Below are 26,983 nucleotides of genomic sequence, written 5' to 3' on the forward strand. Positions count from 1 at the left end.
CAGGTACGACAAACGCGTGTACGTCTTTCTCGGCACAGTCACGGTCGCCGCACTGGCCATCTGGCTCCGCTCATGATCGCGCGGACAGAACCTAGATCGAGCCCCATGCCCCACCCGAACGCGTAACTGTTCGGCGGCTCGTCGTGCAGCAGCGGCAGCGTCCCGATGACCTTGTAGCTCCGAGGGAGCACCCACTCGTAGTAGCAATGCGCCAGCCCCACCGCGAAACAACCCGGCACGACTTCGCCGAGCTCCGCCACGGACATCGGCTCCGGGCCGGACCAGTCGAGGTGCAGGACGCCCGCGAGCTGGTGGTCCGGGTCCAGATGGGTGATCTGTGCCGCTGTCCACTCGCCGAGATACTCGGAGAACGCTGCGACGACATCGCCCGGGACGATGGGTCTGGGAGGTGTTGGTTCCTTGACAGCAGCCATGCCCCGCAGACTATTCGGCGCCACCGACAGCTACAGCCGCCCCGACGAAAGCGTGTGCTGCGCCGCGGGAGACCGCGCCCGCAGTGGGGGCGACCTCGGCGAAGCTTCCGGGGAAAGCGGAGCGAGTGTGATGACCCGGAACGTCCACCGGCTTCGTGCTTACCCGGCCCCCTCGGCGTGGGGGCCACGCGTACGGCGAACAAGGTCCGTCCAGGCGCCGGGGCGGGCGGTCAGCGCAGCAGGACGGCCAGCAGTTCTGCCAGCGTCGGGCCGCTGTCGGCGGGGTGGCGCAGTTGCTTGCCGTCGATGACGCGGTAGACGTTGGCGCGCCCGACCCGGCGGTGGCTGAGGTAGCCCGCCGCTTCGAGGTCCGCGATGATCCGCTGGACCGCTCGCTCGGTCAGCAGGCAGCTGGTCGCGATGTCCCGCACCCTGATGCCCGGGTCCCGGGCGATCTGCACCAGGACGCGCGCGTGATTGGTCAGGAACGTCCACTGCCGCCCGACCGCCAGCCGTTCTTCCACTTCCTCAGGATAGGGCGATCGCGTCACCCGGGACCCGGGAGGGATCCACGCCTCCTGGACCGCACCGACCGGGGGGCCGCTCCGGGCTGCGGCTCGCGCCGGTCGCGGTCCGCACTCCGCCGGGGGCGGCCCCGGTGCTGTCCTACCGGGGCATCGCCGGTCACCCGGCCCGACAGGCGCTACGGCCGGTGGCGGGCCCGGACCACGGCGCGGCCGGCCAGCGCGCCGCCGTAGACGGTGTAGCCGACGCCGATCAGCCAGGACTGGACGATCAGCACCGTCCCGACCGTCCCGTAGGAGACCGCGTTGGACACCAGCAGCGGCGCGAAGACCAGCCTGGAGAAGAGCCGCAGGCCCGCCAGCGCCACCATGGTCGCGACGGCTCCGGGCAGCAACTGCCTCGGCGGGACGCGTCCGGCGAGCAGCAGGTGCTGGAGCCACCAGAACAGCAGGATGCCGCCGACGGTCGTGACGGCGATGCGGAAGGTGGGCTGGACGGCCGAGTGGCGCCAGGGCGAGCCGCTGGAGGCGGCCAGCACGATGTACCCGATCAGCCCGGCCAGGCCGAGGGTCTGGCGCCAGACCGCGTGCCACGGGCCGCGGTCGAGCTCCCACACCCGCTCGTAGACGCCCTGGACGGAGGCCATCAACGAGACCCCGAAGACCGCCAGCGCGGCCAGGCCGAAACCCGTGGTGGTGCTGAGCACCTGGCCCCGGGAGGCGAAGAGCCGGTGGACGGCGTCGGCGCCCTGCCCGCTCAGGCCGAGGCCGTCGGTGATCCACTCGGAGATCCCGCTGCCGCGCGCGGGGAAGGCGGCCGCGATGACGATCAGCAGCGGCACGAGGGTCACGAAGAACAGCGCCGCGAACGCCATCGAGCGCTGAAGCAGTTCGATGGTGCGGCCGTGTTCCCACACGCCGACGACCGCCGCCCGCAGGACCTGCCACCAGCTGCGGGCGATCGCCGCCAACCGGCTCCGGCGGCGCACGCCGCTCAACCCGGGACGCCGCGCGGCGACGGCGACGGCGACGGTCGGTTCACGGCCACTGGATCCTCGCTGTGCTCGGCGCCCACGGACGGATCTGCCCCGTCAGGATGCCACCCCGCGGGGCGCGCCGGGCGGCACCGGCCCGGTGCTCGGCGGGGTGAGGGCCTGCTGGTCGCAGACCGTGAGCGGGCGGTCGAGGCCGTCCACCGGCTCCGGCGGGGGCGGGGAGGAGCAGGAGGGCGTCTTCCACGTCTTCGAGTTCTTCGGCGTCTTCGGCGTCTTCGCGCAGGCCATGACGCTGGAGTGCGCGGTGCGCCTGGCGCACCCGCCAGGCAGGCCGTCAGCTCGCGGGCAGCCGTAGGTCGCACCACACCGTCTTGCCCGGCCCCGACGGATGCCAGCCCCAGCGCAGGGCGAGCCGGCTCAGCAGGAACAGGCCGAGGCCTCCCGATTCGTCCGGGCGGTGCGGGGGCCGGGGCAGCGGCGGGCGCGGGCTGGCGTCGCTGACCTCGATCCGCAGCCGGCCGGCGGTGCGGGTCAGGAACAGCGCCCCGGGCTCGCCGGTGTGGCGCAGGGCGTTGCCGACGAGTTCGGAGACCAGCAGGACGGCGTCGGCGACCACCATCGGGTCGGTGACGTCGGCCAGGAACTCTGCGGTGAAGGCGCGGGCGTCGGCGGCCGTTTCGGGGCGGGCCGGGAGCGGTAGCCGCTGCGTCCGCGGCTTCGTGGGGAGCGGAGGTCCACCGGAAGGCCGTGATCCGGTCATGCGGTCGCGCCCTTCCAGGCTGTCGAGCGCCGCCGGGCCGTTGCCGGGCGCGGGCGCCGGGTGGTCGGGCCCGCCGGAGGGGTCGTCCGCGATCAGCCGTCCGGCGAAGGCACCGGAGGCCGTCATCGGTGGGAGTCCTGGCAGCGACATGGGGATTCCTCTCCGTCCGGTTCCGGTCGCCCCCCGCAGGGTCGCGCCTACCCGCGCGGGCCTGCGCCTAACGCTGCGCGTCGCGGGGCCCGCCCGGGACGAGGGGCCGACTGCGTGCTCGACGTCCCGGGCCCGCGGCCGTTCCAGGATGTGACCGGAAGCCGTCGGGGACACGGTGTTCCTCCTTCACCACGGTTCCCGTTTCACCATGGCGGCCCCCCGCAGCGCGGCCATCCGCTGCGGGGGGCCGCCGTGGTGAAACGCCCGGACGGGAGGAAAATCAGCCCGGCACCACGGGTTCGGCCGCTCCCTCGGGTTCGTCCGTCCAGCCGGGGGCGTCACGGTCGTCCAGTTGCTCGCGCAGGCGGGTGAGGGTGGCGGTGAGCAGGCGGGAGACGTGCATCTGGGAGACGCCGATGCGTTCGGCGATCTGGGACTGGGTCCAGCCGTCCCAGAAGCGGAGCTTGAGCACGGTCTGATCGCGGCGGGGCAGCCGGGCGAGCAGTGGGCGTACGGCGGTGCGGAAGTCCGCGAGTTCGATGGCGGGGTCGCAGGTCCCGAGGCGGTCGAGCATGGCGCTGCCGCTCTCGTCGGTGTCCTGCTCGCGCGGCGCGTCCAGCGAGTCGGGCCGGTAGACGCGGCCCGCGACCAGGCCCTCGGTGGCCTGCTCGACGGTGATGTGGAGGTCCTCGGCGATCTCGTCGGGGTGCGGGAGGCGGCCGAGTTGCTGCTCCAGCCGGTCGGATCCGCGGGCGACGGTCAGGTACAGCTCCTGCATACCGCGCGGGACCCGGACCGGCCAGGAGGTGTCGCGGAAGAAGCGCTTGATCTCGCCGACGATGGTGGGGATGGCGTAGGTGACGAACTCGACGCCGCGCTGCGGGTCGTAGCCGTCGACGGCCTTGATCAGGCCGATCGTGCCGACCTGGAGGATGTCGTCCATGTCCTCGGCGCGGTGCCGGAAGCGGGCGGCGGTGAAGCGCACCAGCGGCATGTTGAGTTCGATGATCGTGCCGCGCACGTAGCTGTACGCGTGGCTCTCGCGGGCGAGGCCGGCCAGGCGCTCGAACAGCGCGTCGCTGAGTTCGCGTGCCTCGGACTTGCCCATCGCGCGCAGCTGCGCGTCCGTCGGACGGGGCGGCACGTCGGGCGGGAGGCCGGACGGCGGGGCGGCCGTCCGGTCGGCGGGGCGACCGGTTTCCAGTGTGGTGGACACGGTGGCTCTCTCCTGGGCATCGGGGCGAACGCCCGGCGCCGCGAGCGGCTCGCGCTCAAGCGCGGCGGGCTGTTTTCCGGAGGACCTGGGCCCGGCTTCGTCGGGCGACGGTCCCGGTAGCACCCGGCGAGGGTGCGGATGCGGCCGGCTTCGCGCCGTGGCCGCGTCATGCGTTCTCTACCCGACACACGACTTCCGATTCACGTTTTGGGTGGTTTATCGGGTTTCCTCCAGGTGCACGCGCTCGGACAGGTACACGCGCTCGGACAACGCCCCCCCCGGTCACGAAAGGGGCCGCCGCGATGCCCCGCGGATCCAGCCCCAAGCGGGAGCGCCGGTACGAGCACAGCATGGAGAGCGCGCTCGACCGGGACGAGAGCGAGAAGCGGGCCGGGGAGATCGCCGCCCGTACGGTGAACAAGGAACGCGCCCGGCACGGCGAGGCGAAGACCGCCGGCCGCAGTTCGACCCACGGCATCTCCTCCGCCCGCCGAGGCGGGCAGCGCTCGCACCAGGGGGGGTCAGCGCCGGAGAGCGCCGTGCTCCGTCGGGGACGCGACCTCCAGCCAGACCAGCTTCCCCTCACCCTCGGGCAGACAGCCCCAGTCGCGCGCCAACCGGTCCACCACCCGCAGGCCGTGGCCGCCGGGACGGCCCGGGTCGGCGAACGGGCGCAGCCGTGGCGGGACCGGGCTGGCGTCCGAGACCTCCACCCGCAGCCGCGCACCGTCCCAGCTCAGCCGCAGTTCCCGAGGACCACCGGGCGCGTACAGGCACGCATTGGTGACCAGCTCCGACACCATCAGCAGGACGTCCTCCGCCACCGCCAGCCGCCCGGCGCCCACCGCAGGCAACCAGTGCCAGGCGAGCAGCGCCTCACGGCTGAAGTCCCGGGAACGCCGCACCGCGCCTTCGCTGCCGTCCAGCACGAGCCGCCTGGTCCGGTCGGAGTCGCTCGGGCTTCGGCCGGAACCCGTCGCCCTCCGATCGGAGTCGATCGGCCCCCGGTCGAACTCCTTCGACGAGGTGCCTTCCCCGGCGCCCTTCATGCCAGGCTCCTCACTCCACGTCGTCGCAGGTGCCCTGCGACGGATCCGCGGTCTTCAGAGCGGCGTCGTGGTCGGGAGGGGTTCGCAGCGCGGTGTCGGCCCCCGTGATCGCGCACAGCCGCGCCACCACGGGCCGCAGACCGGCGAGTTCCAGTCGAAGACCGGCCGTCTCGGCGTCCAGGCGTGCGCGCAGCTGCAGGTTCAGCCCGGCGGAGTCGCAGAGCCGCAGGCCGGCGAGATCGGCGGGAACGGCAGGAACGGCAGGAACGGCAGGAACGGCGACGACCCGCTGCTCGCCCTCGGCCGCCGCACGGGAGAACACCGTCCCGGGCGGGGCCGGGCTCACCGCCCGTTCCTCGTCCATGCCCCGCGTGTGCCCGACTCGTCGGTGGCCACACGTGTGAGGCAGCAGGAGTCGATCACCACGACCACGCCGGACACCGGCCGCGACGGTCCCACCGCGCTGCGGACCGGCCGCCGGAAAGCGCGACCGTTTCCCGCCCGTCGACCGTTTCCCGCCCATCGACCGTTTCCCGCCCATCGGCCTGGGTAGCCGCGCGGGGCCGGACGAAGCCCGGCCGACGCCAGGGAGGCCACCCGTGCGAGTGAACCGCGCGAGACCGGCCCGGCGGCCCCACCCGCCCGCCAACCGCCGGACCCGGGTGGCCCCGCCCCGGGTCCGCCCCGTGGCGTCCGAGGACCACGTGCCGATCGGGCTGCGGACCGCCGCCGGGTACACCTGGCGGCTGGTCCTGCTCGGTGTGGCCGCCTACCTGGCCGTCGCCGTCCTCGCCCAGTTGCAGCTGCCGGTCGTCGCCGTGTTCCTGGCGCTGGTCATCACCTCGGTCCTGCGGCCGCTCGTCGACCTGCTGGCGCGGACGATGCCCCGCTCGCTCGCCGTCCTGCTGGCCGTCGTGTGCGCCCTCGTGACCGTGGTCGGCGTGCTCACGCTGGTGGGCACGACCGTCGTCGGCGAGTGGGGCCGGCTGGGCACCGAACTGCGCGGCGGCCTCGGGCGGATCGACCACTGGCTGACCGGCGCCCCCTTCCACCTGCGGGCCGGCACCGTCACCGACCTGCGGGCCAAGCTCGGCGAGTTCCTCACCGCCCACCGCTCGGCGCTACTCAGCACCGCGCTCAGCGGGGTGAGCCGGGTCGTCGAGCTGCTCACCGGGCTGGCGCTCGCGGTGTTCTGCTCGGTGTTCTTCCTCCACTCCGGTGACCGGATGTGGTGCTGGGCGCAGCGGCAGCTCCCGGCCCGGTCACGGCCGGCCTGGGACCGGGCGGGGCGCGCCGCGTGGCGCACCTTCGCCGGCTACACCCGGGGTGTGCTGATCGTGGCGGCGACCAACGCGGTGCTGGTGGGCATCGCGCTGGCCGTGCTGCGGGTGCCGTTGGTGCTGCCGCTGATCGTGCTGGAGTTCGTCGCGGCGCTCGTCCCGCTGATCGGCTCCCCCATCGCGCTGGCCGTCGCCGCGCTGGTCGCCCTGGCGGCCCGCGGCCCGGTGGTCGCGCTGCTGGTGCTCGGGCTGATCGTGGTCATCGGCCAGATCGAGGGCCATCTGCTGCACCCGCTGGTCATGGGCTGGTCCGTCCGGATCCACCCGGTGGCGGTGGCGCTGTCGGTGATCGGCGGCGCCGTGCTGGCCGGTGTCCTCGGCGCGGTGGTGGCGGTGCCGGTGGTGTCGGTCGCCTGGGCGGTGATCAGCGAGCTGCGGGACCACGGGCCGCCGACCCGATCGGGGTCACGGACCGGCTCCGCTGCGGCACGCGGGCAGCCGCACCGCCGACAGGACGGACGACGACGCCCGCACCGGGCCACAGACGGCCGGGATGACCGGGATGCCCGGGACGACCGGGACGACCGGGATGCCCGGTGAGCGACCGGACCTCACAGCACCGCCGCCACCTCGGCACCTGCTGCGCTTATGGGTGCTACAGGAGGACGAGCAGCTTGGTGCCCGACACCAGCTTCCGGTTGACGGAGGTCGATTGGACGAACACGGTGTACGCCGGGTTGTCGCCCGGCTTCACCGTGACCTCCGACTGCGGCAGGCCGAGGAGCTGGCGGGCCGCCGGGCCCGAGAACACCCTGCCTGTCATCCGCCCGGTGGCCGGGTCCTTCTCCGCCACGGCGAGCTGCTTGTTGCCCTGGATCTTCTCGCGCTTGGACAGCTCGTAGAAGGCGCAGCCGCTCTTGTACGCGTGCCCGGCGCGGGTGACGAAGTCGCGGATCTGCGTCTGCTGGTCGACCGGTATCAGGATGTACTTGCCGGTGTCCAGGGCATCGAGATTGGCCTTCACCTCGGCAGTGCTCAGATCCTGGCCCATGGCGAACAGGTTCCTGGTGCCGCGCACGCCCTGCTCACGGCCCCGCAGGAAACTCGTCGCAGCCGTCTTGACGGTGCCGATGGCCTCCTCCACGCCCTTGCTGGAATCCGCGTCCCAGATCGCGATGTTGCCCGCCGGAAAGCCGTACTCCTGAGCGGTGCGCTTGGCCAGGGAGTTCGGGACCAGGATCGCCGAGGTCCAGTGGTCAGGAAGGTTGTCCATGGCCTTCTGAATGCGGCCCAGCCACTTGTCCAGGACGGCAGTGCCCTCGCCGCCCATGCGGATGTGCATCTGGCCGGTCTCCGAGCAACCCGAGGCGTTCTCCTCGCCGTCGGTGACGACGACCTGGAGGAAGGAATGCTCCCCGTACCCCTCCCAGATGTTCTTCAGGTCGTCTATGGACTTCACGGCCGCCTCGATCAGCGCCGTCGCACCGTTGTTGACCTGGTAGAGGCCCCGCAGCGACGGCAGGTGCTTGACGTCCATGTCCCAAACCAGGTTCTGCACCTCGTGATCGAAGGCGTAGAGGCTGATGCGGGTCTCGTGGCCGAGCCGGTCGGACTCCTCCTGAAGGCCCTTCACGAACTCGTCCACCACACGAACAAGCTGCGCCTCGTGCTTGCGCATCGAGCCGGAATTGTCGACCACGAGCGAAACGTGGTTGACCTTGTGCTTGATCCGGTTCGCAGACATGGTTCTACCCCTTTTCCAACGCTCTTTTCGACGCCTTTCCGGCGCCCCCTCCAACGCTGGTTCCACACTACGAGGGGGCACTGACAATGCGTTCCGACCTGGGATTCACGGACGCCGACCGCCCGTCAGACCTTCCTTCGGGAAGCCGGATTCCGACAGCCGCCCAGAAGGCTCCGGTCAGAGGAGAGAGGAGAGCCCGCTCTTCACACCACGAGTGCCTCGAAGGTCGGGTCGGCGCCGGGTTTGCGCGCGGCCCGTTCCCTGCCGGTTCGAGCGTCGTTGAGACAGGTGACCCGCCCAGGGCCCGACCCGATGGCATGACGAGGGAGACTGACGATGAAGCTGAGCGTTCGACGCGGACTGCTGGCGGCGGCCGCCACGGTCGGCCTGATCATGGTGGCGGCCACGCCGCAGGCCACGGCGGCCGGCCCGCAGCACCCCGCCCCCACCACTCGTACCGAGCAGGCGGACGGACAGCGGGTGGCGCCGGGGGACGCGGTCCGCGACGGGAGCCCGGACTCCGCGGTCGACCGGGTCGCCGACTTCTACGGCGCCTACATCGACGCCGTCGCCGACGGCACCGACGACCTGTCGAGCAGCCTTCGCGCCCACTACCTCACGGCAGATCTGCAACAGCGGTTGGCCGCCTGGGAGGAAGCCAACCATGCCGACGGCGTCCTTCGCGCCCAGGACGTGCCCACCCACTGGGAGGTGCAGTACCACGACTCCGGAGCCGGCCACCTGTTCACCACCGTCACGCTCACCTGGGGCACCGGCCCCAACGCCGGGCACACCCAGCTGGCAGTGCAGAGCGACCTGAGCACCAAACTCATCTCGGACATCGAGGACGCACCGGCCGGATCCTGACCTGGGCCCGGAGCGGATGACGGAGCGGATGACGCAAACGCGGGCGGCCGACAACGTCGTGTGAGACGCACCCGCAGATCCACCTCCCCCCGACAACGTCAGGTGAGACCGGCCCCCCGGGCCGGTCTCACCACTGCCGTCGCCGCACGTCCAGCGGCACACCCGCACTGTTCTGCCGGCGGTGAACACCGACCCGACCGGGCCCGGCGGTCACTACAGTCCGGTCCCATGACGACGGTTACCACGCGCACGGTCGAGTACCCGGCCGACGGCCTCACGATGATCGGGCACCTCGCACTCCCGGCCGGTGCCGACCGCCGGCCCGCGGTCCTGATCGGGCCCGAGGGGCCGGGGCTGAACGACTTCCAGCGCCGCCGGGCCGACGCCCTCGCCGAACTGGGCTACGTGGCGCTGGCCTTCGACATCAACGGCGGGCGCTGGTTCACCGACCCGCAGGAGATGCTGGCGCACGTCACTCCGCTGCTCGCCGACCCCGACCGGATGCGGGGCATCGGCCACGCGGCGCTCGACGTGCTGCGCGCCGAACCGCGGACCGACCCCGGCCGGATCGCCGCCATCGGCTACGGCACCGGTGGCGCCATCGCGCTGGAACTCGGGCGCGACGGCGTCGACCTGCGCGCGATCGGGACGGTCAACGCACTGACCACCGGCCGACCGGGCGAGGCGGCACGCATCCGCTGCCCGGTGTGGGCCGGGGTCGGATCGGAAGACCCGATCATGCCGCCCGCGCAACGGGACGCGTTCACCGCCGAGATGCAGGCCGCGGGCGTCGACTGGCGCCTCGTGGTCTACGGCGGCGCCCTGCACGCCTTCCACCACCCGCCGGTCGACCAGACCGTGCTTCCCGGCGTCGGCCACCACCCACGGCACGCTCAGCGGGCCTGGCGCGACGTCGTCGGCCTGCTCGCCGAGTGCCTGCCCGTGACGGAGTGACCTGCCCGTGACGAGTGACCGGCCCGCGACGGAGTGGCCTGGCCCGTGACCACGACTCCGGGCCACTCACCAGGGCGGCCGGGCGGCACCGCCTCACCCGCACAACCGATCCGCGATCGGAAGCACCGAAGCGGGCCTCATACCCAGGGATCAAACAACCGCAGGGCCACCCGGCCACAACCAATGGTTGTGACTATAGGGTGGCCGGCATGGACCTCGACACCGTTCGGACCTTCGTCGCCGCCGCCGACACGGGGCAGTTCCAGGAGGCCGCCGCCGAACTGGCCGTCACCCAGCAAGCCGTCTCCAAGCGCATCGCCGCGCTGGAGCGCAACCTCGGCGTGCGGCTGTTCACCCGCACCGCGCGGGGGGCCGAGCTCACCATCGACGGGCAGGCGTTCCTGCCCCACGCGCGCGAGCTGCTGCGCGTCGCCGAGCGCGCGGTCGAGTCCGTACGCCCGGGCCGCCGCCCGCTGCGCGTCGACGTGATCAACTCGCGCGGCGCGGCGTCGGGCCTGATGCGCGGCTTCCACCGCGCGCACCCCGAGATCGACCTCGACGTGATGATGCTGTTCGAGATCGAGACGGCCGTCGCCGCCATCCGCTCCGGCGCGATCGACGCGTCCTTCCGTGCCGTCGTCGCGCCCGGCCGGCCCCTTCCCGAGGACATCGAGTCCGTCCGGGTGGTCGACGAGCCGCTCCAGCTCCTCACCGGTCCCGCCCACGCACTGGCGGGCGCCCGGTCGGTGACCGTCGCCCAGCTCGCCGGGCACCGGATCTGGATGCCCGGCATCGTCCCCGGTACCGAGTGGGGTGCCTACTACGACGACCTCGCCGCCGGGTTCGGCCTCACCATCGAGGCCACCGGCCCCAACTTCGGCTCCGACGCGCTCCTCGACACCATCGCCGACACACCCGCCCTGGCCACCTTCATGGGCGAGCACACCCGCCTCGTCTGGCCCGCCGACCACGGCCTGCGCCGCATCCCGGTGACCGGCCCGACGCCCGTCTACCCGCACTCGCTCCTCTGGCACCGCGACAACCCCCACCCGGCCCTGACCACCCTCCGCGCCCACCTCGCCGCCACAACGGCCGGCCACGACGCCGCCGGGACCTGGACGCCGAGCTGGGCGCGTCCGCGCTGACCGCCGTCACGCCCCCTCCCGAGTCGGTCAGAACGAGCCTGCGGACCAGGTCAGGGCATCGACGCAGCCGTCTGTGCGGGCACGGTGAAGCTGACGATGCCGGGTGGATTGCCGGTGGGTGGGAACACGGGCCGGGCCGGGGTGCACCGTGGTTGATTCCCGTGTCCGGCGTCGGGGACGGTGGGGACGGTGGACCGTGGGGACGGTGGACCGTGGGGACGGTGGACCGTGGGGACGGTGGACCGTGGGTCAGCGCACGGTCACGGTGAACACGGGGGAGGCGATGTCTCCGCTGACGATGCGCAGCTCGTTCAGGCCCTTGATGCCGAGCTTCACGCCGAGCGAGTAGGAGCCGTTGCGGTTGGTGGGGACGGAGGCGGGCAGGGTGACCCACTTGCCGTGCTGCTTCTGCTGCAGGGTCACCTCGGTTCCCGCCTTGAGGCCGGTGGTCGTGCCGGTGACACGGAACAGCTGCCAGGCCTGGACGGACGAGACCGACGGCTTGGCGGTGATGCTGGCGTGCGCGGCGACCTGCTGCGCGGCGGCCTGCTGCGCGGTGGACGCGGGGTGGGCGACCGGGGTGGCCGCCATGGCGGTACCCGCCAGCCCGAGGGAGAGCACGGCGACGGTGGTCACGGCCGCCATGCGCAGGGAGTTCCGCTTGGAGACGATCACGGGTGTGACCCCTTTCAAGGGGAGGTGGTTGTTCGACCCGAAGGCACGGTCGGTGCGATTCGGGCTCTGTCATCTGTAGGGACGCCGCGCTCGACACTTGGGTTGTGAGCGGATCGTCACTGCCTTGTAACAGTCGGCGACGCTTCGAAGTTCCCAACACCCAAGCGCGCAATCGGAATTGACGCTTCCTTTTTCGCAGACACAGCGGTCGGACGCGCCGGTCAGGCGCAGCGGCCAGGCCCAGCGGTCGGACGCAAGAAGCTGACGAGACTTGACGAACCGGCCGAACTCGCCAGGTAGGCCGGCTGCCGCTGCGGCGTGGTGAGTGTCCCGGACGGTTCCGCCCGAACACTCACCACCGCAAGCCGGGTTCTCTCCCGGTAGCCGGCGCCGTCAGGCTCGGCGGGCAGAGCTGGTGAGCCGGTCGGCCAGTGCGAGGACGAGATCTCGGAGTTCGTCCGGACGCTCGATGACGAACGGCCGGTCGAGCGAGGCGAGGACGGGGGGCAACCAGTCGAGCCGCTCCGCTCGGATGTCGACGCGGAGCCACTGCTCGGCGTGCGGATCCGTGCTGCCCGCGGGCACGGGCTCCTCCACGCTCGCGACGCTGGCGGGGAGCCGGGCGCGGATCTGCTCGACCGTCCCGTGGATCCGCAGGGTCACCTCATGCCGGTACGCGGCCTCGGCCAGCCCCGACAGGACGCGCTGCGCCGGGTCGAGTCCGGCGGGCGGCTCGAATGAGCCCGCCAGGGCCCTCGCGTCCGCGATGCGGTCGAGCCGGAAGGTCCGGTCCTGGCCGATCGCGGGGTCGGTGCCGGTGACGTACCACCGGCCCGCGTGAGTGACGATCCCGTACGGGTGCAGAGTGCGTTCGCTGCGTCGGCCGTCGCGGGCCGTGTATCTGATCGAGACCGGTCGGCGATGGCGTACCGCATCGGCGACGGTGAGCAGGACCCCGCTCTCCGGGGCGGCGATCTCGCCGGGTGGAGCCGTGAAGGCCAGCGATTCGAGGACGGTGTCGAGCCGACGGGCCAGGCGCTCGGGCAGCACCCGGCGGATCTTGGCCGCGGCGGTCTCGCTCGCGGTGTCCACCGTCGTCAGCAACCCCGCTCGGCGACCGGCGACGAGGCCGAGCAGCACGGCGAGCGCCTCGTCGTCGTTGAGCATGAGCGGCGGCAGGCGGTACCCGGGGGCGAGCCGGTACCCGCCGTAGCGGCCGCGCACCGACTCGACGGGCACGTCGAGGTCGACCAGGTGGTCCACGTAGCGCCGCACGGTGCGCCCGTCGACGCCGAGCCTGTCGGCGAGCTCGGCCACCGTCCGGATGCCGCCCGACTGCAGGAGTTCCAGGAGCGTGAGCACGCGGCCAGTAGGTCGAGCCATGGACGGATCGTAGCGGGAATACCGGACTGATTCTGTCCACTATCTGTTCTAGCGTGCGGGCTGCACCGGTTTCACCGACCAAGGAGATCTCCATGGACCTCGTCTCGATCCGCATCATCACCGGCGATATCGCACGCCTCGTCGACTTCTACGAGCGAGCCACCGGAGTGCAGGCGACCTGGTCCACCGAGGACTTCGCCGAGCTTCGTACCACCGGCGGCACCCTCGCGATCGGCAGCACCCGCACCGTGGCACTGTTCGCGCCCGGCTCCGCCCGTCCGGCCGACAACAACACCGTGATCATCGAATTCCTCGTCGACGACGTGGACGGCGTGCACCGGAACCTGGCCGGCTTCGTCGCTGACTTCGTCAACGAGCCCACCACGTTGCCCTGGGGCAACCGGTCCCGCCTGTTCCGTGACCCCGACGGCAACCTCGTCAACTTCTTCACCCCTGTCACCCCGGCGGCCATCGAGAAGTTTGCCCGCTGAGGACAGCGAAGCCGCCCCCGACCGGGAGAGATCCGGCGGCGCCTCACCATCGGGAACTGCCCGCATCCGCCCGTGGGGACGACCCTCGCGGGTCGGATGGGAGAAGCCGGATTCGGACGGGACTCCGTCCACCCCGAACAGTGGGAACCGGGCACGGCCGACCACCCTGGCCGGGAATCGGCCAGCGACCCACGCCGGGAGTCGGCCGACTCCTCGGCATCCGTGAGGCCGCCGTGCCTGCCCCGTCCCAGCGCGCCCGAAACGCCGGTCCGCCCCTAGCGGCGCGCCAGCCAGGCCGCGATCTCGTCCACCACCGCCGGCTCGATGTGCCCCGGTCGCGCGTAGTCGGCCGGGGTGGCGCGGCCGCTGCCGGGGAAGAACAGGTGGTTGGCGTCCTGGTGGATCCGGATCGCCACCTCGGGCCGGTCTGCCAGGGCGGCCTGCCAGCGCGTCAGGTCGTCGGCGACGGTGACCTGGTAGTCCCGGCCGCCCTGGAGGATGAGCATCGGGCAGGCGAGCGCGACTGCCGTGGCCACCGGATCGTACGCGCGCAGGTCGAGCCAGTAGGCGGCGGAAAATCCGAACGGCAGCAGTTCCGACGGCGTGTCGGGGGTGAGTTCGGGGCCGGCCACCAGCGCGGCCTGCCGGGCCAGCGCCGCCACCGCCTCGTCGATGCCCGGGCCGGGGGCGAGCTCCGCGAGATGGCGGGCCACCCGGACGGCCGCCTCGTGCATCGGCTGGGCGTCCGCGGCGAGCAGCACCAGCCCCGCGATCGACGGGTCGGCGGCGGCGATGCGGGGCGCCGCCTTACCGCCCATGCTGTGGCCGAGCAGGTGGATCCGGTCCGCGGCCACCCCGGGCTGTCGCCGGAGCAGTTGGACGGCGGCGAGCGCATGCGGCAGGTACTCGTCGGCCATGGTGAAGTCCGACGGCAGGCGGTCCGGGTGCGCGAAGGTCGCCTTGTCGAAGCGCAGCACGGCCACCTGTCGGGTGGCGAGCCCCCAGGCGAGGTCCTTGAGCGGCTTGTTGGGGCCGCTGGTCTCGTCCCGGTCGAACGCGCCGCCACCGCTGAGCAGCACGGCCGCGGGCCACGGTCCGGGTCCGACGGGCAGGCTCAGCGTGCCGGGTACGGCGAGCGGACCGGTGCCGAGCCGGACTTCCCGCTCGGTGAACCGGGCCGGGTCCGCGTAGTGCGGCGGCTGCCACTCGGCGCCGCCGTCCGGGGCGAGCCGCAGACCGTGCAGCAGGCCGTCGGCGCCGACCGACGTGACCACGGTGAAGCCGCCGTTCGCGCAGGTCACCGGGATTCGGATGCGTACCGGGTCGGCCTCGCCGGGCTCGCGCACCGGCTCCCCGATCACCGTGACCCCTCCCTGCCCCGCGGTCTCGGCCGCCCACGCGAGCCGCAGCGCATCGGCGGATACGGCCGCGCGCAAAGGTGGCGCGAACAGTTCCACGGTCTCGGCGAAACTCTCCGCGTGCAGGAGCGCGGCAAAGCCCCGCGCCACGTCCAGTGCCCCTACCCCATTTAGTCCCATAATTGAGAACGGTAGCAGCCATGAGACCATCTGGACATGGACTCCCTGGAACTGCTCGCCCACCCCATCCGGCTGCGGATCGTGCATGCGATGGGCGGCGGAAGGCTCCTGACCACCGCTCAACTCCGCGCCCGCATCCCCGAAGCCTCCAAGGCCACCGTCTACCGGCACATCAATCTGCTCGTCGCCAGCGGGATCCTGGAGGTCGCCGAGGAACGGAGGGTGCGAGGCGCGGTGGAACGGCACTACCGGCTGCGCCAGGACCGAGCCGTGGTCGGCTCCGAGATGGTCCGCTCACTCACCCCCGACGATCACCGGCAGGCCTTCGCCACCGCGATGACCGCCCTGCTGGCCGAGTTCAACGCCTACCTCGACCGCGAACGGGCCGACCCCGTGGCCGACCAGGTGGGCTACCGGCAGCACGCACTCTGGCTCAGCCCGGAGGAGTTGGGCGAGCTGATCGGCGAGCTGCGCGCGGCCATCGTGCCCAGGATGGCCAACCGGCCGAGCCCTGAGCGGGCGCAGCACCTGCTGAGCCCGATCCACTTCCCGGTGGAAGCCCCACCGGGGTAAGCCGAGCAACCGACAGCTGGCGGCTGGCGGCTGCCAGCCGACCGTGACGGTCACGTCGGTCACGCGACCATCACGTGAGCGGCCGGACGGACCTAGCGCCGGCGGTCCCCGAGGACGCCGGGGGCACAGTGCCATCGGGCTCCGCTCGGCGAGGTGGGCGTCCATGGTGGCGTTCAGATCGGTTATGAATGCTCGAACCGTTCCAGGAGCTGGGGCGGGTAGGGGGACATCGCGGCATCGAGGCGCCCGGCCGGGTCCCCCAGCGTGGCCTGCGTCCGCAGGCTCTCGTAGCGGCCGGACTCAGCGCACCCGCTCCGGGCCCCGGGCATGGGGAACAGCCAGTCCCAGCGCTGAAGTGCCGGAGCCAGCGCCAACGCCACGCACAAAACCACGACCAGCGAGTACGCCACCAGGCTCCGCCCGTAGGCAGCCCGTCGACCCGGCGCCGGCAACGGCGCACGGCTGAAGGACAGGACCACCGCGAGCAGCACCACCCCGAGATGGGTGGAGAACCACTGCCACGACCCCTGCGCGAGCGAGAACGCCAGCACCACGCCGAACGCCGTCACCGGCACACCGGCGTCACGGGCCCGTCCGTTCCCCGCCCGCGGACACGGGGCCGCGGACACCGCAATCGAGGTCGGGCAGCCGGATCCAGCTGTCGGCCGGGCCGGCAACGGCGCGGGCTCCCCCGAGCACCCACCCGTCCGCACACGATTGCATGCCGGTCCGACAGTCGCTGTTCCGGTGCCTTCGGTAGCTGCTGGGGCCGTGCCCTCGGCGACCGCCACTCGTCACCGGACAGAGCCCCGGGCTCCTCCCCCGGCCGCCCGGCCGCCGTGCTCCAGGGCCACCGGACCACCGGACCACGCCAGGAGACCGACGCCTTCCGCCGGATGCCGGCTGACCGGTCGTCGAGCGGGGTCAGCGGTACCAGGTCCGGATGGCGGCCGCCGTCTCGCGGACGTCCGCGTTCCCGGCGCGGAGGCGGGCGGCCAGGTCGACGGCCTGCTTGGGTTCCGCGGTGACGATGACGCCGGAGGCGCTGAGGTAGGAGGCGGCCACGACGGCGGCGAAGTGCTCGTTGGCGAACTCCAGGGCCGGGACGCGGATCAACTGGTGCATGAGGGCTGCGGCCCGCTGGTGCACCCCGCCGTACACCGGCACGTCCATGACCTCGTCGAGGTGACGGGCCACCGCAGCGGCGAGGGTCCCGTAGTCGGTGACGTCCGGATCGGCGGGCAGGAACTGGTGAGCGACGTCGAGCAGCCAGGCCCGGTCGATCTGGAGGATCACGCGGCGTCCGCCGCGGCGCCGCGGGTGCTCTGCGGGTAGGGACCGAACTCGGCCTCGAACGCGGGCCCCCACGCCTGCGAGAAGTGGGCCGCGGCCGTCAGGAACCGCTCGCGCCGCTCGTCCGCCTCCTCCGCCAGCACCTTGCGGGCGTAGTCCGTCAGGCTCAGCCCGGCGGCCTCCGCCCGCTGCTCCAGCGCCTCGTGCACGGCGTCGTCCAGTCGCACGTTCAGCTGCTTCATACCGGCGATCGTAGTCTGGCGTACACCACGCTACAAGCCTCAGGGCGTGTCGGGCGTCACAAGATTACCCGGTTGGGGGACAAACGCTCGTCACCGGACTCGTCCAGCTGCGGGCGGAACCTCCCGGCCGGCTCTTGAAACCGGGTCTCTCTCAGCTAGGTCGGAATCTCGGTCGCTTGGGTCGCTTCGGTAGCTGCCAGGCCGACGGCGGCCTGGACACGCGCCCTCTCGACGCCTACCCCGGCACGGGCCGAAACCGGCGCCGCTACTGGCCACACGAGGCTGGCCGCGCGGGCACGACCCTGCTCTCGGAGGGAGCAGCCGGGGCAGCGACTCAGCGACTCAGTACCTGGACTGCCCCGGTCGCTTGGGGCGCTGCGATCCATAACCCCTGGTCACAGCAGAGAAGGACTCCCCCAGACCGGGAGCCGGAGCTACTGAAGCGACCCAAGCGACCCAAGTCGGAGACTTCCAGAAGAACCTGACCGGCGCGACACGCCGGGGAGCTGGCCCGAGAGACTCAGTCGCTTTGAGTCGCTGAGCTTCAGTCGCTGGACAAAATACCAGGTCAGGGCACATGCACCCGCTCCATCAGCGACCGAAGCGACTCAAGGCCAGGTATATGAAGACATTCCCCTGTGCGTGTGCGCGTTATAGACCCGGGCTACAGTCGCTTCAGTCGCTGTTTGCTGTGAAAAGCAGGTTTGACCTGCGAAAACGTCGGGAGACCGAAACCAGCGACTGAACGGGATCAGTCGCTGGCCCGAGCTTCGGTAGCTGAGTTTCCCCGCAGACTCCGGCAGTCCGCACTCGTACGTCCTCGCTCGGATAGTCTGTGTGAGCTATCTTCTGAACTTCGGTCGCTTCAGTCGCTGATCCGGCGCCCACCAGTGCCCTGACCTGGCTTTTTGCCCTCAGCGACTGAACGAGCGACTCAAGTCCGAGCAGCTACCAACCATGGGGAGAGGGACCAGCGTGACGGCGCCTAAGGCCGTGGGGAGCGACCGAGCGTTTCGCCAGTCGGATGCGCTGGCCGTCGCCCGCTGGTGCGCCGTCCAGGGCTGGCCCGTCCATCCCCTCGCGCCCGGCCGCAAGACCCCGCCCGCGAACTGCCAGCCCTGCCAGGACTCCCCCCACAGTCCTGCCGACTGCGCATGCCTTCCGGTCGGTCGCTGGTGCCACGGCTTCCACGCCGCCACCCTCGACCAGGACGTCCTCACCGCCTGGTGGCGCGTCAACCCGGACTTCGGCACCGGCGTCGCCTGCGGCCCCGCAGGCCTCGTCGTCATCGACGTGGACAGCCACACCAGCACCGTTCCCGCCCGGGACCGGATCCTGCCCGGCATCCCGATCCACGAGAACGTCAGCCTCGACGGCCTTGAGAACGGGTACCACACCCTCGCGCTGCTCGCGGCTCTCCGCCAGGCTCCCGACCCTGCCACGGACACCGGAACCCTGCGCGTGCGCACCCCCTCTGGCGGGCTGCACATCTGGTACCAGGAGGACGTCCACCGCCGGTTCGCCTGTTCCACCGGTTCCTCCCACGGCCGGGCCCTGGCCTGGCAGGTCGACGTGCGCGCGCACGGCGGCTACATCGTCGCCCCCGGCACGGTCACCGCCGCCGGTACCTACACCGCCCTCCCCGGGGCCAGGACGCCGGCGCCCCTGCCCCAGTGGCTCAGCGAGGAACTCGTCCGTACCGGTCACCTCAAGGACCGGCCCAGCACCCAGTCGGCCGCCCAACCGTCGGTCCCCGACCGTGGCCGTGCGGCCGTCGTCGCGGCAGGCGGCGGCAAGCGGGGGGCCGAGAGAGTCCTCGACACCGTCCTCCAGGACGTCACCGACTGCGCCACCACCCCCGAGGGAGCCGGCTTCACCGGCAAACTCAACCGCGCCGCCTACACGATGGGAGGCCTGGTCTCCGCCGGTCACCTCACCCACACCGCCGCTGAGCGGCTCCTCCTGGACGCGGCCCGAACCGCCCGCCCCAGCCAGGACAGGCACAGCTCCGCCGTCATCCGCTCCGGCCTCGCCGCCGGCGCCAGGCAGCCCCTGCACGTCGGGAAGGCACGCGGATGAACGACAGCACCCGCAAGAGGACGGTCTTCGATCCCGTGGCCACGGCCCAGCAGATCCTGGAGTACCCGCCGGTTCCCGGCCCAGCCTCCCCGCCCCCCTGGCACGGCACCCCCGTCCAGGAGAGCCTCCTCGACACCCCGCCCGCCGCGCCCGCGTCGGCTCCCGCCCCAGTTCAGGAGGCCAAGCAGGCCCCCGCAGGACCGGAGGCGAGCGCGCACGGCCTCCTGCCCGACTCCCTGTCCGACCGGGGCAACGCCAAGCTCTTCGTCCACCTCTACGGAGGCGACTACCGGCACGTCCCCGGCCTCGGCTGGTACCGCTGGGCCGCCCACCGCTGGCAGCTCGACGAGGACGACACCGTCCTGTGGGCTGCGGGTGAGATGGCCGAGAGCATCGCCACCCACGACCCCCGCGGCGTCCACACCAACACCGACCTGCGCCGGCACCGCCGCCGCGCCCTCTCCACCTCGGGCATGAACGCCATGCTCGCCCAGGCGAAGTCCGCCCCCGGCATGGTCCTCAACGCCGCCCTGCTGGACGCCGACGCCTACGCCCTGTGCACGCCTGGCGGCGTGGTCGACCTGCGCACCGGCGCCATCGTCCCGCCCGACCCGAAGGTCCACCACCACTCCCGCTCCACCACCCTGGCCCCGGCCCGGATGCGGACCCCGCGCTGGGACCGCTTCCTCACCGACACCTTCGGCGACGACAAGGAAGGCCGCCAGACCCGCGACTTCCTCCACCTGCTGCTCGGCTACTCGATCAGCGGCGACGTCGGCGCCCAGGTCATGCCGTTCCTCTACGGCCAGGGCAAGAACGGCAAGAGCGTCCTGCTGGACGTCATGATCCAGCTCCTCGGCGACTACGCGGACGCCGCCCCGCCCGGCTTCCTGATGGCCAAGACCTTCGACGGGCACCCCACCGACCTCGCCGAACTCCACGGCCGACGCATCATCGTCTGCTCCGAGCTCAAGCCCGGCGACCGCTTCGACGAAGCCCGGGTCAAGCTCCTCACCGGCGGCGACAAGATCAAGGCCCGCCGGATGCGCCAGGACTTCTTCTCCTTCGAACCGACCCACAAGCTCTGGTTGCTCGGCAACCACCGCCCCGAGGTCGGCACCGGCGGCTTCGCCTTCTGGCGCCGCATGCGCCTGATCCCGTTCGAACGGGTCGTCCCCGAGGAACGCAAGATCGACAACCTGGCCCACGTCCTCGTCGCCGAGGAAGGCCCCGGCATCCTCGCCTGGCTCATCGACGGCGCCCGCCGCTACTTCGCCGGCGAGAAGGACCTCGCCGGCCCCCAGCGCGTCCAAGTCGCCACCACCGCCTACGCCGAGACCGAGGACCACGTCGGCCGCTTCCTCAAGGAGGCCTGTGTCACAGGCGAGGGCATGCGCGCCGAACAGTCCCAGCTCTTCGGCGCCTACACCCGCTGGTGCGGCTTCGAAGGCGCCAATCCCGTATCCGGTCGTGCATTCGCCGCACGAGTTCGCGAGACACTGGGTATGACCTCCCCCAAGGAGATGGTCCTGTCCAACAGTCGCAAGTACTACCCGGGCATCGGCCTGATCACCGACGACACAGAGGAGCAGAACGCGTGAGCGCGCTGATCGACCCGGCCGAGCTCGCCCACGAAACCGATCTCGTCTGGCTTGAGGACACCACCGACCTCGACTACGTGCGCCAGTCCCTGGACCGCCTCACCACCCGCCGCGGCCGCCCCGCCTACCACCGCGACGGCCGCATGGTCGGCTACGCCATCCTCGGCCCCGACGCCCGGTCCTCCCGAGCCTCCGGCACCTTCCGCCGCCGCGTCTTCTGGCTCCTGCCGCACGACCGCGACCAGGACCCCGAGGGCCTCTACTCCACCGGCGCCCCCTCCGAGGCCGTCGACCCGCGCACCGTCGCCCCCGGCGTCAAGGGGTACAAGACCGAGCGCTCCGAGGGCGGCCCGGCCTCGCCGGCGATGCTCGAACTGGGGATAACGCTTCCGAAGGCGTGACCGTGTCGGCGTGGGTGCGGTTGCACTCACGCCGCGCTGATCAGCCGGCCGCTTGCTCGTCAGGTGGCTACTGCTCGGCGTCCGAGCGGCGCTGCTCCTCGAAGAGGGCCGACTGACCCGCCAGGAGGCTCTCCAGGAACCGGCCGTGCTGCGGGAGCGTGCGGCCCTGAGGCTCCAGGGCCGGGGTGAGGGCCTGCGGAACCTCGGTCCGCAGGGTTTCGGTCTGCCGGGTTTCGGTCGGCAGGACTTGGGCCTGTCGAGCCTGGGCCTCTAGAGCCTGGGCCTCTAGAGCCTGGGCCTCTAGAGCTTGGGTCTGGAGGACTTGGGTCTGCGGGGCCTCGACCTGGCTGCGGACCCGGCCGGAGCCCAGGACACCGACGGCCTCGGCGAGGCAGGTCATCGCCTGACCCGTCTCGGTCTCCCCCTCCACCACAACACGGGTCTCGTCCAGCACCCGGGCGCGGCCGCGCGGCGACGTACGCGCCTTCGCTGCCTTCGCGGCCTTCGCACCGCCCCGGTCGGCCATCGCCGCCCTCGTTCGCGTCGCTGCGGACTCCTTCCGGAGCCGGTCGACCTCCGTCTCCAGCGCCGCCAGGCGCATCCGCAGGTCGTCGAGCTCGCTCATGCTCCCCCTCGTCCAGGACCCTCCCGGCCTCCCACGGCCGTTGACGTGCCGCTTCAGCCTAACCGGACGCTCCCCGGGCCGCCGCCCCCGGCTCAACCGACCGCGCGCAGGAGGGAGCAGCCGGCCTGCGGCGGGGTGGCCCGGTGCCGGTGCGCCCGATTCCCCCGATGCCGGTGCCGCCGCATGGAGATGGCACGGCAGCATCCACATGCTCAGCGGCATGGTCGGCTACCTCGCCCTGTGTGCGGCCTTCCTCGTGCTGGCCGCCCGTCACTTCGCCGCCGGCCGGCACCGCGGATGGGCCCTCGGCTCCGGTCTCATGCCCCTCGGCGTCCTCGCGGGTTTCGCAGGCTCCTCCGTCACCGTCCTGGTGTTCACCACGGGCGCCGGCCTCGGCCTCCGGTGGCTCAGCGCAGCCATCGCCCGCCTCATCAAGGCGTAGGCGAGCCCGCAAGCCTTACCAGGTATCAGCATCACCACGAACCGAGCGACAGATAGGACATCACGATGACCGGACCAGCCAAGGGGCCCGCCAGCTACTTCCCCTCGATCGAGAGGAAGGACGGCCGCCCGATCGCGGACTGGAAGGACCTCATCCGCACCTCGCCCCTGACCAGCACATGCAACTCGTCACCTGGCTCAAGACCGAGCACGGACTCGGCCACGGACACGCCGACGCGCTCGTCGCCCACACTCTCGCCGAAGACAGCGGCAAGTAACCCGGGCCTCCGCGCCGTGGGCCTCGAACGGGTCCCACGGCGCGCTGTCGCAGTGCTGCCACGTCTCATGGGCATCGGACGCGGCCGCTGAAACCCCGCGGCCGTCGGGGTCTCAGCTGTGGGGTCCTCAGCTGGCGGTGGCTCCGGGCAGCTCGCAGAGGTCGAGCAACTCATGGAGGCGGTCAGCGGCCAGGTTCGGGTTGGCTGCGGCTCCTTCCGCGTGCTCCGGGTCGTCGAGCAGTGCTGAGACCAGGTCGAGGGGAAGGCGCGGATTGGTGGCCGCGGCCTGACGGACGCGGGGCTCGGGGTCGGCGAGTAGGCGGACGGGCGGCTGGGCCAGGCCGGCATCGGAGGCGGCCAGAGCGCGGACGTCGGGGTCGTCGTGGTCGAGGAGGTGGTCCAGCCCGGTGCGGGGCAGACGGGGCAGCGTGAGCAGGTAGGGGCGCTGGCGCGGTGTGGCGATGAAGGCGTCGAGGACGAGTGCGGGCGGTGCCAGCGGGTGGTTGTAGGCCAGCAGGTGGCGTACGTCCTCGTCGGCGTCCTCGGCCAGACGGGGCACCAGTTCCTCCGACAGCCGAGGGCAGGTCGCGGCGACTCGGCGCAGCTGAGGATCCGGGGACGCGGCGCACGCCTCGTACCAGCTCGTCCCCGGCTCGACGAACATCTCACCGACAGCACCGACGCACTCGACCGCGTGGCCGACGACCTGGTCGAGGGCGTCTCGCTGCGGCCAGGTACGCGGCAGTGGTTGCAGCAGGGCCCGGGCCCGTACGGCGCTGTCCGGGTCCTGGGCCAGTCCCGCCAGCAGTGACGGACCCAGGTCGGCTCTGGCGGCCACCTGCTTGCGCACGTCCGGATCGGGGTCGTGGGCGAGGCGGGCGACGATGTCGCCGGGCGTGTGGGGGTTGCGGGCAAGTGACCACAGGTCGCGCCCCTCGGCGAGGCACTGCTCGGCCACGGCGTGGGAGACGGCGTAGTTGATGAGCAGATGATTCCGGGAGTGACAGGCACGTTCCGGAAGGCTTGCTTCCATCGCCGCAGGGTCCAGGGTCTGGTTGCGGTCACGGGCGGCCTCCGACACGGTGGGATCCGGGTCGGCGAGGAGCGCGTCGCGCTGGCCAGGGCTGAGCCACTGCCACAGGTTGGTGGCCTGGGCCCGAAGCGCGGGGTTCGGGTGGTCGGGCATTCTGCGGCGGAACGACGCCGGAATCTGCCCGGAGAACTGCAGCTCCTGCCGGATCTCCTCGGCGGTGAGCAACTGGTCCCGACGGTGTTCGTCCCGTGTGGTCAGCAGGATTTCCAGGACGTCGTCGGGCAGCGGTGCTGCTCTGTTCAGGCGTGGGCGCGGGCCTGAGACGAGGTCCGCGCGGACGAGGGCATCAGGGTCGTCGACCAGCCGACCTCGCTGTTCGGGAGCGGCGTGCCGGTTACGGGCGAAGGCGCGGCGGACCGCCTGCGCGGGGTGCGTGACCACCGCCTCGACGACCTCGGGGGGAAGCGCGCGTTCCTGGCAGAGGGTCGTCCAGGCAACGCGTCCCTGCGGGGCCAGTAGCCGCAGCAGAACGTCGGACGGTGCAGCTCGGTTGGCGGCGATGCCTCGCAGCCACGGTTCTGCGAGAAGGAGGGAGGACATCGGGACATCGTGGCAGGGCGTGAGGCACCGCGCCGACAGGGTTCGCCGAACTTGACGGCTCCGGCCCATCCCCCAGGAACCGCCCACCGAAGCTGCGGACGGATTTTGATCGACCACTTGCTGCCTCGTGAATTTTCCGCGGAAAATCCGGGAGGTAGTTGAGCGGGCGGAGCAGACTCGTCGTCTGGATTGGGCTGCCTCTCCCCCGCTGCCTCGGCCGTTCGCCGCAGAATTTTCTGCGGAAAATCCGGGAGGCAGTGAGCGGGCGGGGCCGACGTGTCAGCTTGGTGGGACTGTTGGCCCTCGCTGGCTCAGCCGTCCGCCGCCGAATTTTCCGCGGAAAATTCTGCTGCCGCCGGATGGGACGCTGCGGAAGCCGTGCCCGCTGACGGACCTTCGGTCGCGCTGCGGCCGTAGCAGACCAGCTCGGCTGACACGGCTGGGGGCGGCCGTCGACGTGTCGGGCGGGGCAGGTTGATGGCGGGCCGGGTTCTCCGGCTCTCCCCCGGCCTGAGTTCTTTGGCTGGGGCCGCGCCGTGTCGTCGGTTGCTAGCGGCGAAGGCGGCCCGTCAGATGAGCATCCGGCGGGCCGCCTCCCGGAGCTGGTCGTCCACGTGCCTCGGCTGGAGCGCCGCTCCGGCGGAGGCGATTTCTCTGATTCGTGGCTAGACCTGGCCGCGTACCTGCACGAGGCCCCCGGGCCGCCTCGGTGCTTTCCCCGAGACCCACCGAATTTTCTGCGGAAAATTCCGCGACAGGGTTCAGTGGCCCGACGGCCCGGTCCACCGCGATCCGAAGGGAGCGGCACCCGGCCGGTTGGCGAACGACCCTGCGGCGGGTTCGGCCACAGCACGCCGGGTGCCTTCTCGGTGAAGCCGCATCATCGGCCTGCGGTCGTGACGAGAACTCAGCCAGGTGTGGGGGAGTCGTTGAGGCGACTGGTCCGGCCTGGAGGAAACGGCGCATCCATCTCGACCTGAACGGGCGCGGCTCGGGCTGGACCTTCGTCATCCTGGCAGCGTCCACCGGCGTCGCCTACCGGAATCAGCGCGGTGGCCATTCCTGTGTCCGGTACGAGCAGGGGGCAATCGCCGCGCGGCGAGCTCGGGACAGCACCACGGCGTCCGGGGTCAGAGGATCGCGGCTGGACGATTTTCCGCAGAAAATTCTCCATGCCCAGGGCAGCCGTCGGACGCACAGGGCCCCGTGTCTGACGGGATGACGCGGCCTCGGCTTTTCTGCTGCACCTGTCGATTTCCGGGCCGGGCACCTCAGTCTCGGGGCAGCTGCCGTTGGAGGAGGTCGACCTCTTCCTGGCGATCGAGCAGGGGCAGAAGCCACTGTCGCTCTTCACCTCGGCGGCGGACGACCGCGCACGCGTCCTTGCCACGGTCCGCGCCGACAGGTCCTCCGGCGCACCATCCCGGAGAAGGCCTACCAGGACCGTCGTCGAGAGAAGCTCGGAGCTCGGAGCTCGGAGCTCGGAGCTCGGAGCCCGGAGCCCGGAGCCCGGGGCGGCCGTCCTCCCGGTTCGACAGGGACGACTATCGCGCGCGCCACGCGGTGGAGTGCGGAATCAACTGGCTCAAGCAACACCGCGCGGTGGCGACGCGGTACGAGAAGGTGGCTGTCCGCTACGAGGCAACCGGGGTGATCGTCGCCATAGACGAGTGGCGGTGACACACCCTTCGCTGCGATCATGCGGCGGTGAACGATGGACTGCCCGACGGTTGGACGATCGAGCGAGTGCGCTCCGCATCAAGGGATTCTGAAGCCGCCTTGCTCACCCTCGAACGACTGGTCGTGATCGAGGAGCACGGCCGCGCGGACTACGCCTCACTCCGACCCGACGTCATCCTGTCCTTCCACGGCCTGTGTCTCGTGCGAGCGGACGACGACTGGTACAGGGGGCAGCTCGACTCCGACGGCTCAGTCATCTGCTGGGCCTCCTACGGTCCCGACGTGGGCGAAGCCATCCAGGGCTTGTGAGGTACCGGGCGATTGTCCTGATCACTTTCACAGCGTGCCTCAGTGGGGGAGAGGAGCACCCTCACGTGCCGTGGCAGGCGCTCACCCGTAGGTGGCAGTGACGGAGTCGAAGCCGTTGGCTCGCCTGGCGGCACGGCGATTCTTCCGCTGGGAGGGGGAGAGGCCGCTTGGGACGCACCGTGGGCACACTGCCTGTGCTGATCGGAGTCCGGTCTGTGTACTCGTCGGCCGATGAATTTTCCGCAGAAAATTCGAGGGCTCTGATGGGGGAGCAGCATCGGTATCCGGACCAGCCGACGTGGCCAAACCCGGGGCTGCACCTGTGGGCCCAGGGATCTCACCTCGAAGCGCACGCTTGCGGCGAACGTGCTGCTCGCCCTGGAGGAGAGGAGGCCGCATTCAGCCGTCGCGGTGGCTCCGGCGTACATGCTGCGTGCTCGCATCGAGAGCACCGACGACGGCAGCGGCGGCGGCACCGACGACGGCAGGAGGGTGAGCCTCACCCTCGACCCGGCGTATGTCGGGCCGATCTTCGCCTTCCCCCACGGATCTCAAGGCTCTGGACCTGTGCGAGGTGTACTGTCCACGGTTGTCCCGACACAGGACAGGTCCTGATCCGGGGC

Annotated in this window: 29 protein-coding genes and 2 pseudogenes; 14 read left to right on the forward strand and 17 right to left on the reverse strand. The window is 71.6% G+C overall.

Going from position 1 to position 26,983, the window contains the following annotated elements; all coding sequences use genetic code 11:
• Positions 1 to 38: 38 nt before the first annotated feature.
• The 6 genes from ACIPLC_RS35780 to ACIPLC_RS35805 all read right to left on the reverse strand — a co-directional run bounded on the left by ACIPLC_RS35780 (position 39) and on the right by ACIPLC_RS35805 (position 4,079).
• Entirely contained in the window at positions 39 to 434 is a 396-nt protein-coding gene (locus tag ACIPLC_RS35780; RefSeq protein WP_400477227.1) for a hypothetical protein, read from the reverse strand.
• Positions 435 to 664: 230 nt separating this feature from the next.
• The gene (locus ACIPLC_RS35785; protein WP_400477228.1) at positions 665 to 958 is read right to left on the reverse strand and encodes a helix-turn-helix transcriptional regulator; all 294 of its coding nucleotides are present in this window, start codon (positions 956 to 958) and stop codon (positions 665 to 667) included.
• 179 nt (positions 959 to 1,137) lie between these two features.
• Positions 1,138 to 1,947: a ribonuclease BN gene (locus tag ACIPLC_RS35790; RefSeq protein WP_400477229.1), complete on the reverse strand. Its 810-nt coding sequence runs from the start codon at positions 1,945 to 1,947 to the stop codon at positions 1,138 to 1,140.
• 102 nt (positions 1,948 to 2,049) lie between these two features.
• A complete protein-coding gene (locus tag ACIPLC_RS35795) occupies positions 2,050 to 2,241 on the reverse strand; it encodes a hypothetical protein (protein WP_400477230.1) in 192 nt (63 codons plus the stop codon).
• 46 nt (positions 2,242 to 2,287) lie between these two features.
• Positions 2,288 to 2,839 carry an ATP-binding protein gene (locus ACIPLC_RS35800; RefSeq protein ID WP_400477231.1) on the reverse strand — a complete coding sequence of 184 codons (552 nt, stop codon included), beginning with the start codon at positions 2,837 to 2,839 and terminating at the stop codon, positions 2,288 to 2,290.
• A gap of 304 nt (positions 2,840 to 3,143) precedes the next feature.
• A complete protein-coding gene (locus ACIPLC_RS35805) occupies positions 3,144 to 4,079 on the reverse strand; it encodes a SigB/SigF/SigG family RNA polymerase sigma factor (protein ID WP_400477232.1) in 936 nt (311 codons plus the stop codon).
• A gap of 302 nt (positions 4,080 to 4,381) precedes the next feature.
• Here ACIPLC_RS35805 and ACIPLC_RS35810 point away from each other — a divergent pair.
• A pseudogene (locus tag ACIPLC_RS35810) lies at positions 4,382 to 4,609 on the forward strand (plasmid stabilization protein); the annotation flags it as partial.
• Here ACIPLC_RS35810 and ACIPLC_RS35815 read toward each other — a convergent pair.
• Positions 4,601 to 5,128, reverse strand: coding sequence for an ATP-binding protein (locus ACIPLC_RS35815; protein ID WP_400477233.1), 528 nt, complete (start codon positions 5,126 to 5,128; stop codon positions 4,601 to 4,603). The pseudogene ACIPLC_RS35810 and the gene ACIPLC_RS35815 overlap by 9 nt on opposite strands.
• A gap of 10 nt (positions 5,129 to 5,138) precedes the next feature.
• Positions 5,139 to 5,492: an STAS domain-containing protein gene (locus ACIPLC_RS35820; RefSeq protein ID WP_400477234.1), complete on the reverse strand. Its 354-nt coding sequence runs from the start codon at positions 5,490 to 5,492 to the stop codon at positions 5,139 to 5,141.
• Between the two features lie 322 nt (positions 5,493 to 5,814).
• On the opposite strand from ACIPLC_RS35820, the gene ACIPLC_RS35825 reads away from it, so the two are divergent.
• Positions 5,815 to 7,008 carry an AI-2E family transporter gene (locus ACIPLC_RS35825; RefSeq protein WP_400477235.1) on the forward strand — a complete coding sequence of 398 codons (1,194 nt, stop codon included), beginning with the start codon at positions 5,815 to 5,817 and terminating at the stop codon, positions 7,006 to 7,008.
• A 55-nt stretch (positions 7,009 to 7,063) separates the two neighbouring features.
• On the opposite strand, the gene ACIPLC_RS35830 is transcribed toward ACIPLC_RS35825, so the two are convergent.
• Positions 7,064 to 8,152 carry a vWA domain-containing protein gene (locus ACIPLC_RS35830; protein WP_400477236.1) on the reverse strand — a complete coding sequence of 363 codons (1,089 nt, stop codon included), beginning with the start codon at positions 8,150 to 8,152 and terminating at the stop codon, positions 7,064 to 7,066.
• A 336-nt stretch (positions 8,153 to 8,488) separates the two neighbouring features.
• Here ACIPLC_RS35830 and ACIPLC_RS35835 point away from each other — a divergent pair, with 336 nt between their 5' ends.
• The 3 genes from ACIPLC_RS35835 (at position 8,489) to ACIPLC_RS35845 (ending at position 11,118) form a co-directional block, all read left to right on the forward strand.
• Complete coding sequence (locus ACIPLC_RS35835; protein ID WP_400477237.1) at positions 8,489 to 9,019, forward strand: hypothetical protein; 531 nt, start codon at positions 8,489 to 8,491, stop codon at positions 9,017 to 9,019.
• 228 nt (positions 9,020 to 9,247) lie between these two features.
• The gene (locus ACIPLC_RS35840; protein WP_400477238.1) at positions 9,248 to 9,973 is read left to right on the forward strand and encodes a dienelactone hydrolase family protein; all 726 of its coding nucleotides are present in this window, start codon (positions 9,248 to 9,250) and stop codon (positions 9,971 to 9,973) included.
• A gap of 209 nt (positions 9,974 to 10,182) precedes the next feature.
• The gene (locus ACIPLC_RS35845; protein WP_400477239.1) at positions 10,183 to 11,118 is read left to right on the forward strand and encodes a LysR family transcriptional regulator; all 936 of its coding nucleotides are present in this window, start codon (positions 10,183 to 10,185) and stop codon (positions 11,116 to 11,118) included.
• A 249-nt stretch (positions 11,119 to 11,367) separates the two neighbouring features.
• Here ACIPLC_RS35845 and ACIPLC_RS35850 read toward each other — a convergent pair whose 3' ends face one another.
• Both ACIPLC_RS35850 and ACIPLC_RS35855 read right to left on the reverse strand, forming a co-directional pair.
• Positions 11,368 to 11,790 carry a hypothetical protein gene (locus ACIPLC_RS35850; protein WP_400477260.1) on the reverse strand — a complete coding sequence of 141 codons (423 nt, stop codon included), beginning with the start codon at positions 11,788 to 11,790 and terminating at the stop codon, positions 11,368 to 11,370.
• Between the two features lie 396 nt (positions 11,791 to 12,186).
• Complete coding sequence (locus ACIPLC_RS35855) at positions 12,187 to 13,176, reverse strand: helix-turn-helix transcriptional regulator (RefSeq protein WP_400477240.1); 990 nt, start codon at positions 13,174 to 13,176, stop codon at positions 12,187 to 12,189.
• A 92-nt stretch (positions 13,177 to 13,268) separates the two neighbouring features.
• On the opposite strand from ACIPLC_RS35855, the gene ACIPLC_RS35860 reads away from it, so the two are divergent.
• On the forward strand, positions 13,269 to 13,667 hold the full coding sequence (locus ACIPLC_RS35860) for a VOC family protein (protein WP_400477241.1): 399 nt from the start codon (positions 13,269 to 13,271) through the stop codon (positions 13,665 to 13,667).
• Between the two features lie 275 nt (positions 13,668 to 13,942).
• Here the strand turns inward: ACIPLC_RS35860 and ACIPLC_RS35865 are convergent, their stop codons facing one another.
• On the reverse strand, positions 13,943 to 15,028 hold the full coding sequence (locus ACIPLC_RS35865) for an alpha/beta hydrolase family protein (protein ID WP_400477242.1): 1,086 nt from the start codon (positions 15,026 to 15,028) through the stop codon (positions 13,943 to 13,945).
• Positions 15,029 to 15,241: 213 nt separating this feature from the next.
• On the opposite strand from ACIPLC_RS35865, the gene ACIPLC_RS35870 reads away from it, so the two are divergent.
• Complete coding sequence (locus tag ACIPLC_RS35870) at positions 15,242 to 15,778, forward strand: helix-turn-helix domain-containing protein (protein ID WP_400477243.1); 537 nt, start codon at positions 15,242 to 15,244, stop codon at positions 15,776 to 15,778.
• A 182-nt stretch (positions 15,779 to 15,960) separates the two neighbouring features.
• Here the strand turns inward: ACIPLC_RS35870 and ACIPLC_RS35875 are convergent, their stop codons facing one another.
• From ACIPLC_RS35875 to ACIPLC_RS35885, 3 genes are all read right to left on the reverse strand, one after another.
• On the reverse strand, positions 15,961 to 16,347 hold the full coding sequence (locus ACIPLC_RS35875) for a hypothetical protein (protein WP_400477244.1): 387 nt from the start codon (positions 16,345 to 16,347) through the stop codon (positions 15,961 to 15,963).
• 355 nt (positions 16,348 to 16,702) lie between these two features.
• Complete coding sequence (locus tag ACIPLC_RS35880; protein WP_400477245.1) at positions 16,703 to 17,074, reverse strand: fic family toxin-antitoxin system, toxin component; 372 nt, start codon at positions 17,072 to 17,074, stop codon at positions 16,703 to 16,705.
• On the reverse strand, positions 17,071 to 17,313 hold the full coding sequence (locus ACIPLC_RS35885) for a plasmid mobilization protein (protein ID WP_400477246.1): 243 nt from the start codon (positions 17,311 to 17,313) through the stop codon (positions 17,071 to 17,073). Before ACIPLC_RS35885 ends, ACIPLC_RS35880 begins: the two co-directional genes overlap by 4 nt.
• Positions 17,314 to 18,306: 993 nt before the next feature.
• Between ACIPLC_RS35885 and ACIPLC_RS35890 the strand changes: the two genes are divergently transcribed.
• The 3 genes from ACIPLC_RS35890 to ACIPLC_RS35900 are packed head-to-tail and all read left to right on the forward strand — an operon-like array spanning position 18,307 to position 21,394.
• Positions 18,307 to 19,392, forward strand: a complete 1,086-nt coding sequence (locus tag ACIPLC_RS35890) for a bifunctional DNA primase/polymerase (protein WP_400477247.1) — start codon at positions 18,307 to 18,309, stop codon at positions 19,390 to 19,392.
• Complete coding sequence (locus tag ACIPLC_RS35895; RefSeq protein ID WP_400477248.1) at positions 19,389 to 20,993, forward strand: phage/plasmid primase, P4 family; 1,605 nt, start codon at positions 19,389 to 19,391, stop codon at positions 20,991 to 20,993. Before ACIPLC_RS35890 ends, ACIPLC_RS35895 begins: the two co-directional genes overlap by 4 nt.
• A complete protein-coding gene (locus ACIPLC_RS35900; RefSeq protein WP_063352543.1) occupies positions 20,990 to 21,394 on the forward strand; it encodes a DUF6009 family protein in 405 nt (134 codons plus the stop codon). Before ACIPLC_RS35895 ends, ACIPLC_RS35900 begins: the two co-directional genes overlap by 4 nt.
• Positions 21,395 to 21,461: 67 nt before the next feature.
• On the opposite strand, the gene ACIPLC_RS35905 is transcribed toward ACIPLC_RS35900, so the two are convergent.
• A complete protein-coding gene (locus tag ACIPLC_RS35905; protein WP_400477249.1) occupies positions 21,462 to 22,019 on the reverse strand; it encodes a hypothetical protein in 558 nt (185 codons plus the stop codon).
• A gap of 208 nt (positions 22,020 to 22,227) precedes the next feature.
• Between ACIPLC_RS35905 and ACIPLC_RS35910 the strand changes: the two genes are divergently transcribed.
• Positions 22,228 to 22,461, forward strand: a complete 234-nt coding sequence (locus ACIPLC_RS35910; RefSeq protein WP_400477250.1) for a hypothetical protein — start codon at positions 22,228 to 22,230, stop codon at positions 22,459 to 22,461.
• A 65-nt stretch (positions 22,462 to 22,526) separates the two neighbouring features.
• A pseudogene (locus ACIPLC_RS35915) lies at positions 22,527 to 22,738 on the forward strand (DUF4287 domain-containing protein).
• 127 nt (positions 22,739 to 22,865) lie between these two features.
• Here ACIPLC_RS35915 and ACIPLC_RS35920 read toward each other — a convergent pair.
• On the reverse strand, positions 22,866 to 24,371 hold the full coding sequence (locus ACIPLC_RS35920; protein WP_400477251.1) for a hypothetical protein: 1,506 nt from the start codon (positions 24,369 to 24,371) through the stop codon (positions 22,866 to 22,868).
• A 1,707-nt stretch (positions 24,372 to 26,078) separates the two neighbouring features.
• Between ACIPLC_RS35920 and ACIPLC_RS35925 the strand changes: the two genes are divergently transcribed.
• Both ACIPLC_RS35925 and ACIPLC_RS35930 read left to right on the forward strand, forming a co-directional pair.
• Positions 26,079 to 26,360, forward strand: coding sequence for a hypothetical protein (locus ACIPLC_RS35925; protein WP_400477252.1), 282 nt, complete (start codon positions 26,079 to 26,081; stop codon positions 26,358 to 26,360).
• 366 nt (positions 26,361 to 26,726) lie between these two features.
• Positions 26,727 to 26,975, forward strand: a complete 249-nt coding sequence (locus tag ACIPLC_RS35930) for a hypothetical protein (RefSeq protein WP_400477253.1) — start codon at positions 26,727 to 26,729, stop codon at positions 26,973 to 26,975.
• Positions 26,976 to 26,983 lie beyond the last annotated feature (8 nt).

The organism is Kitasatospora sp. NPDC086801 (assembly GCF_044745805.1).
Classification (GTDB): Bacteria; Actinomycetota; Actinomycetes; order Streptomycetales; family Streptomycetaceae; genus Kitasatospora.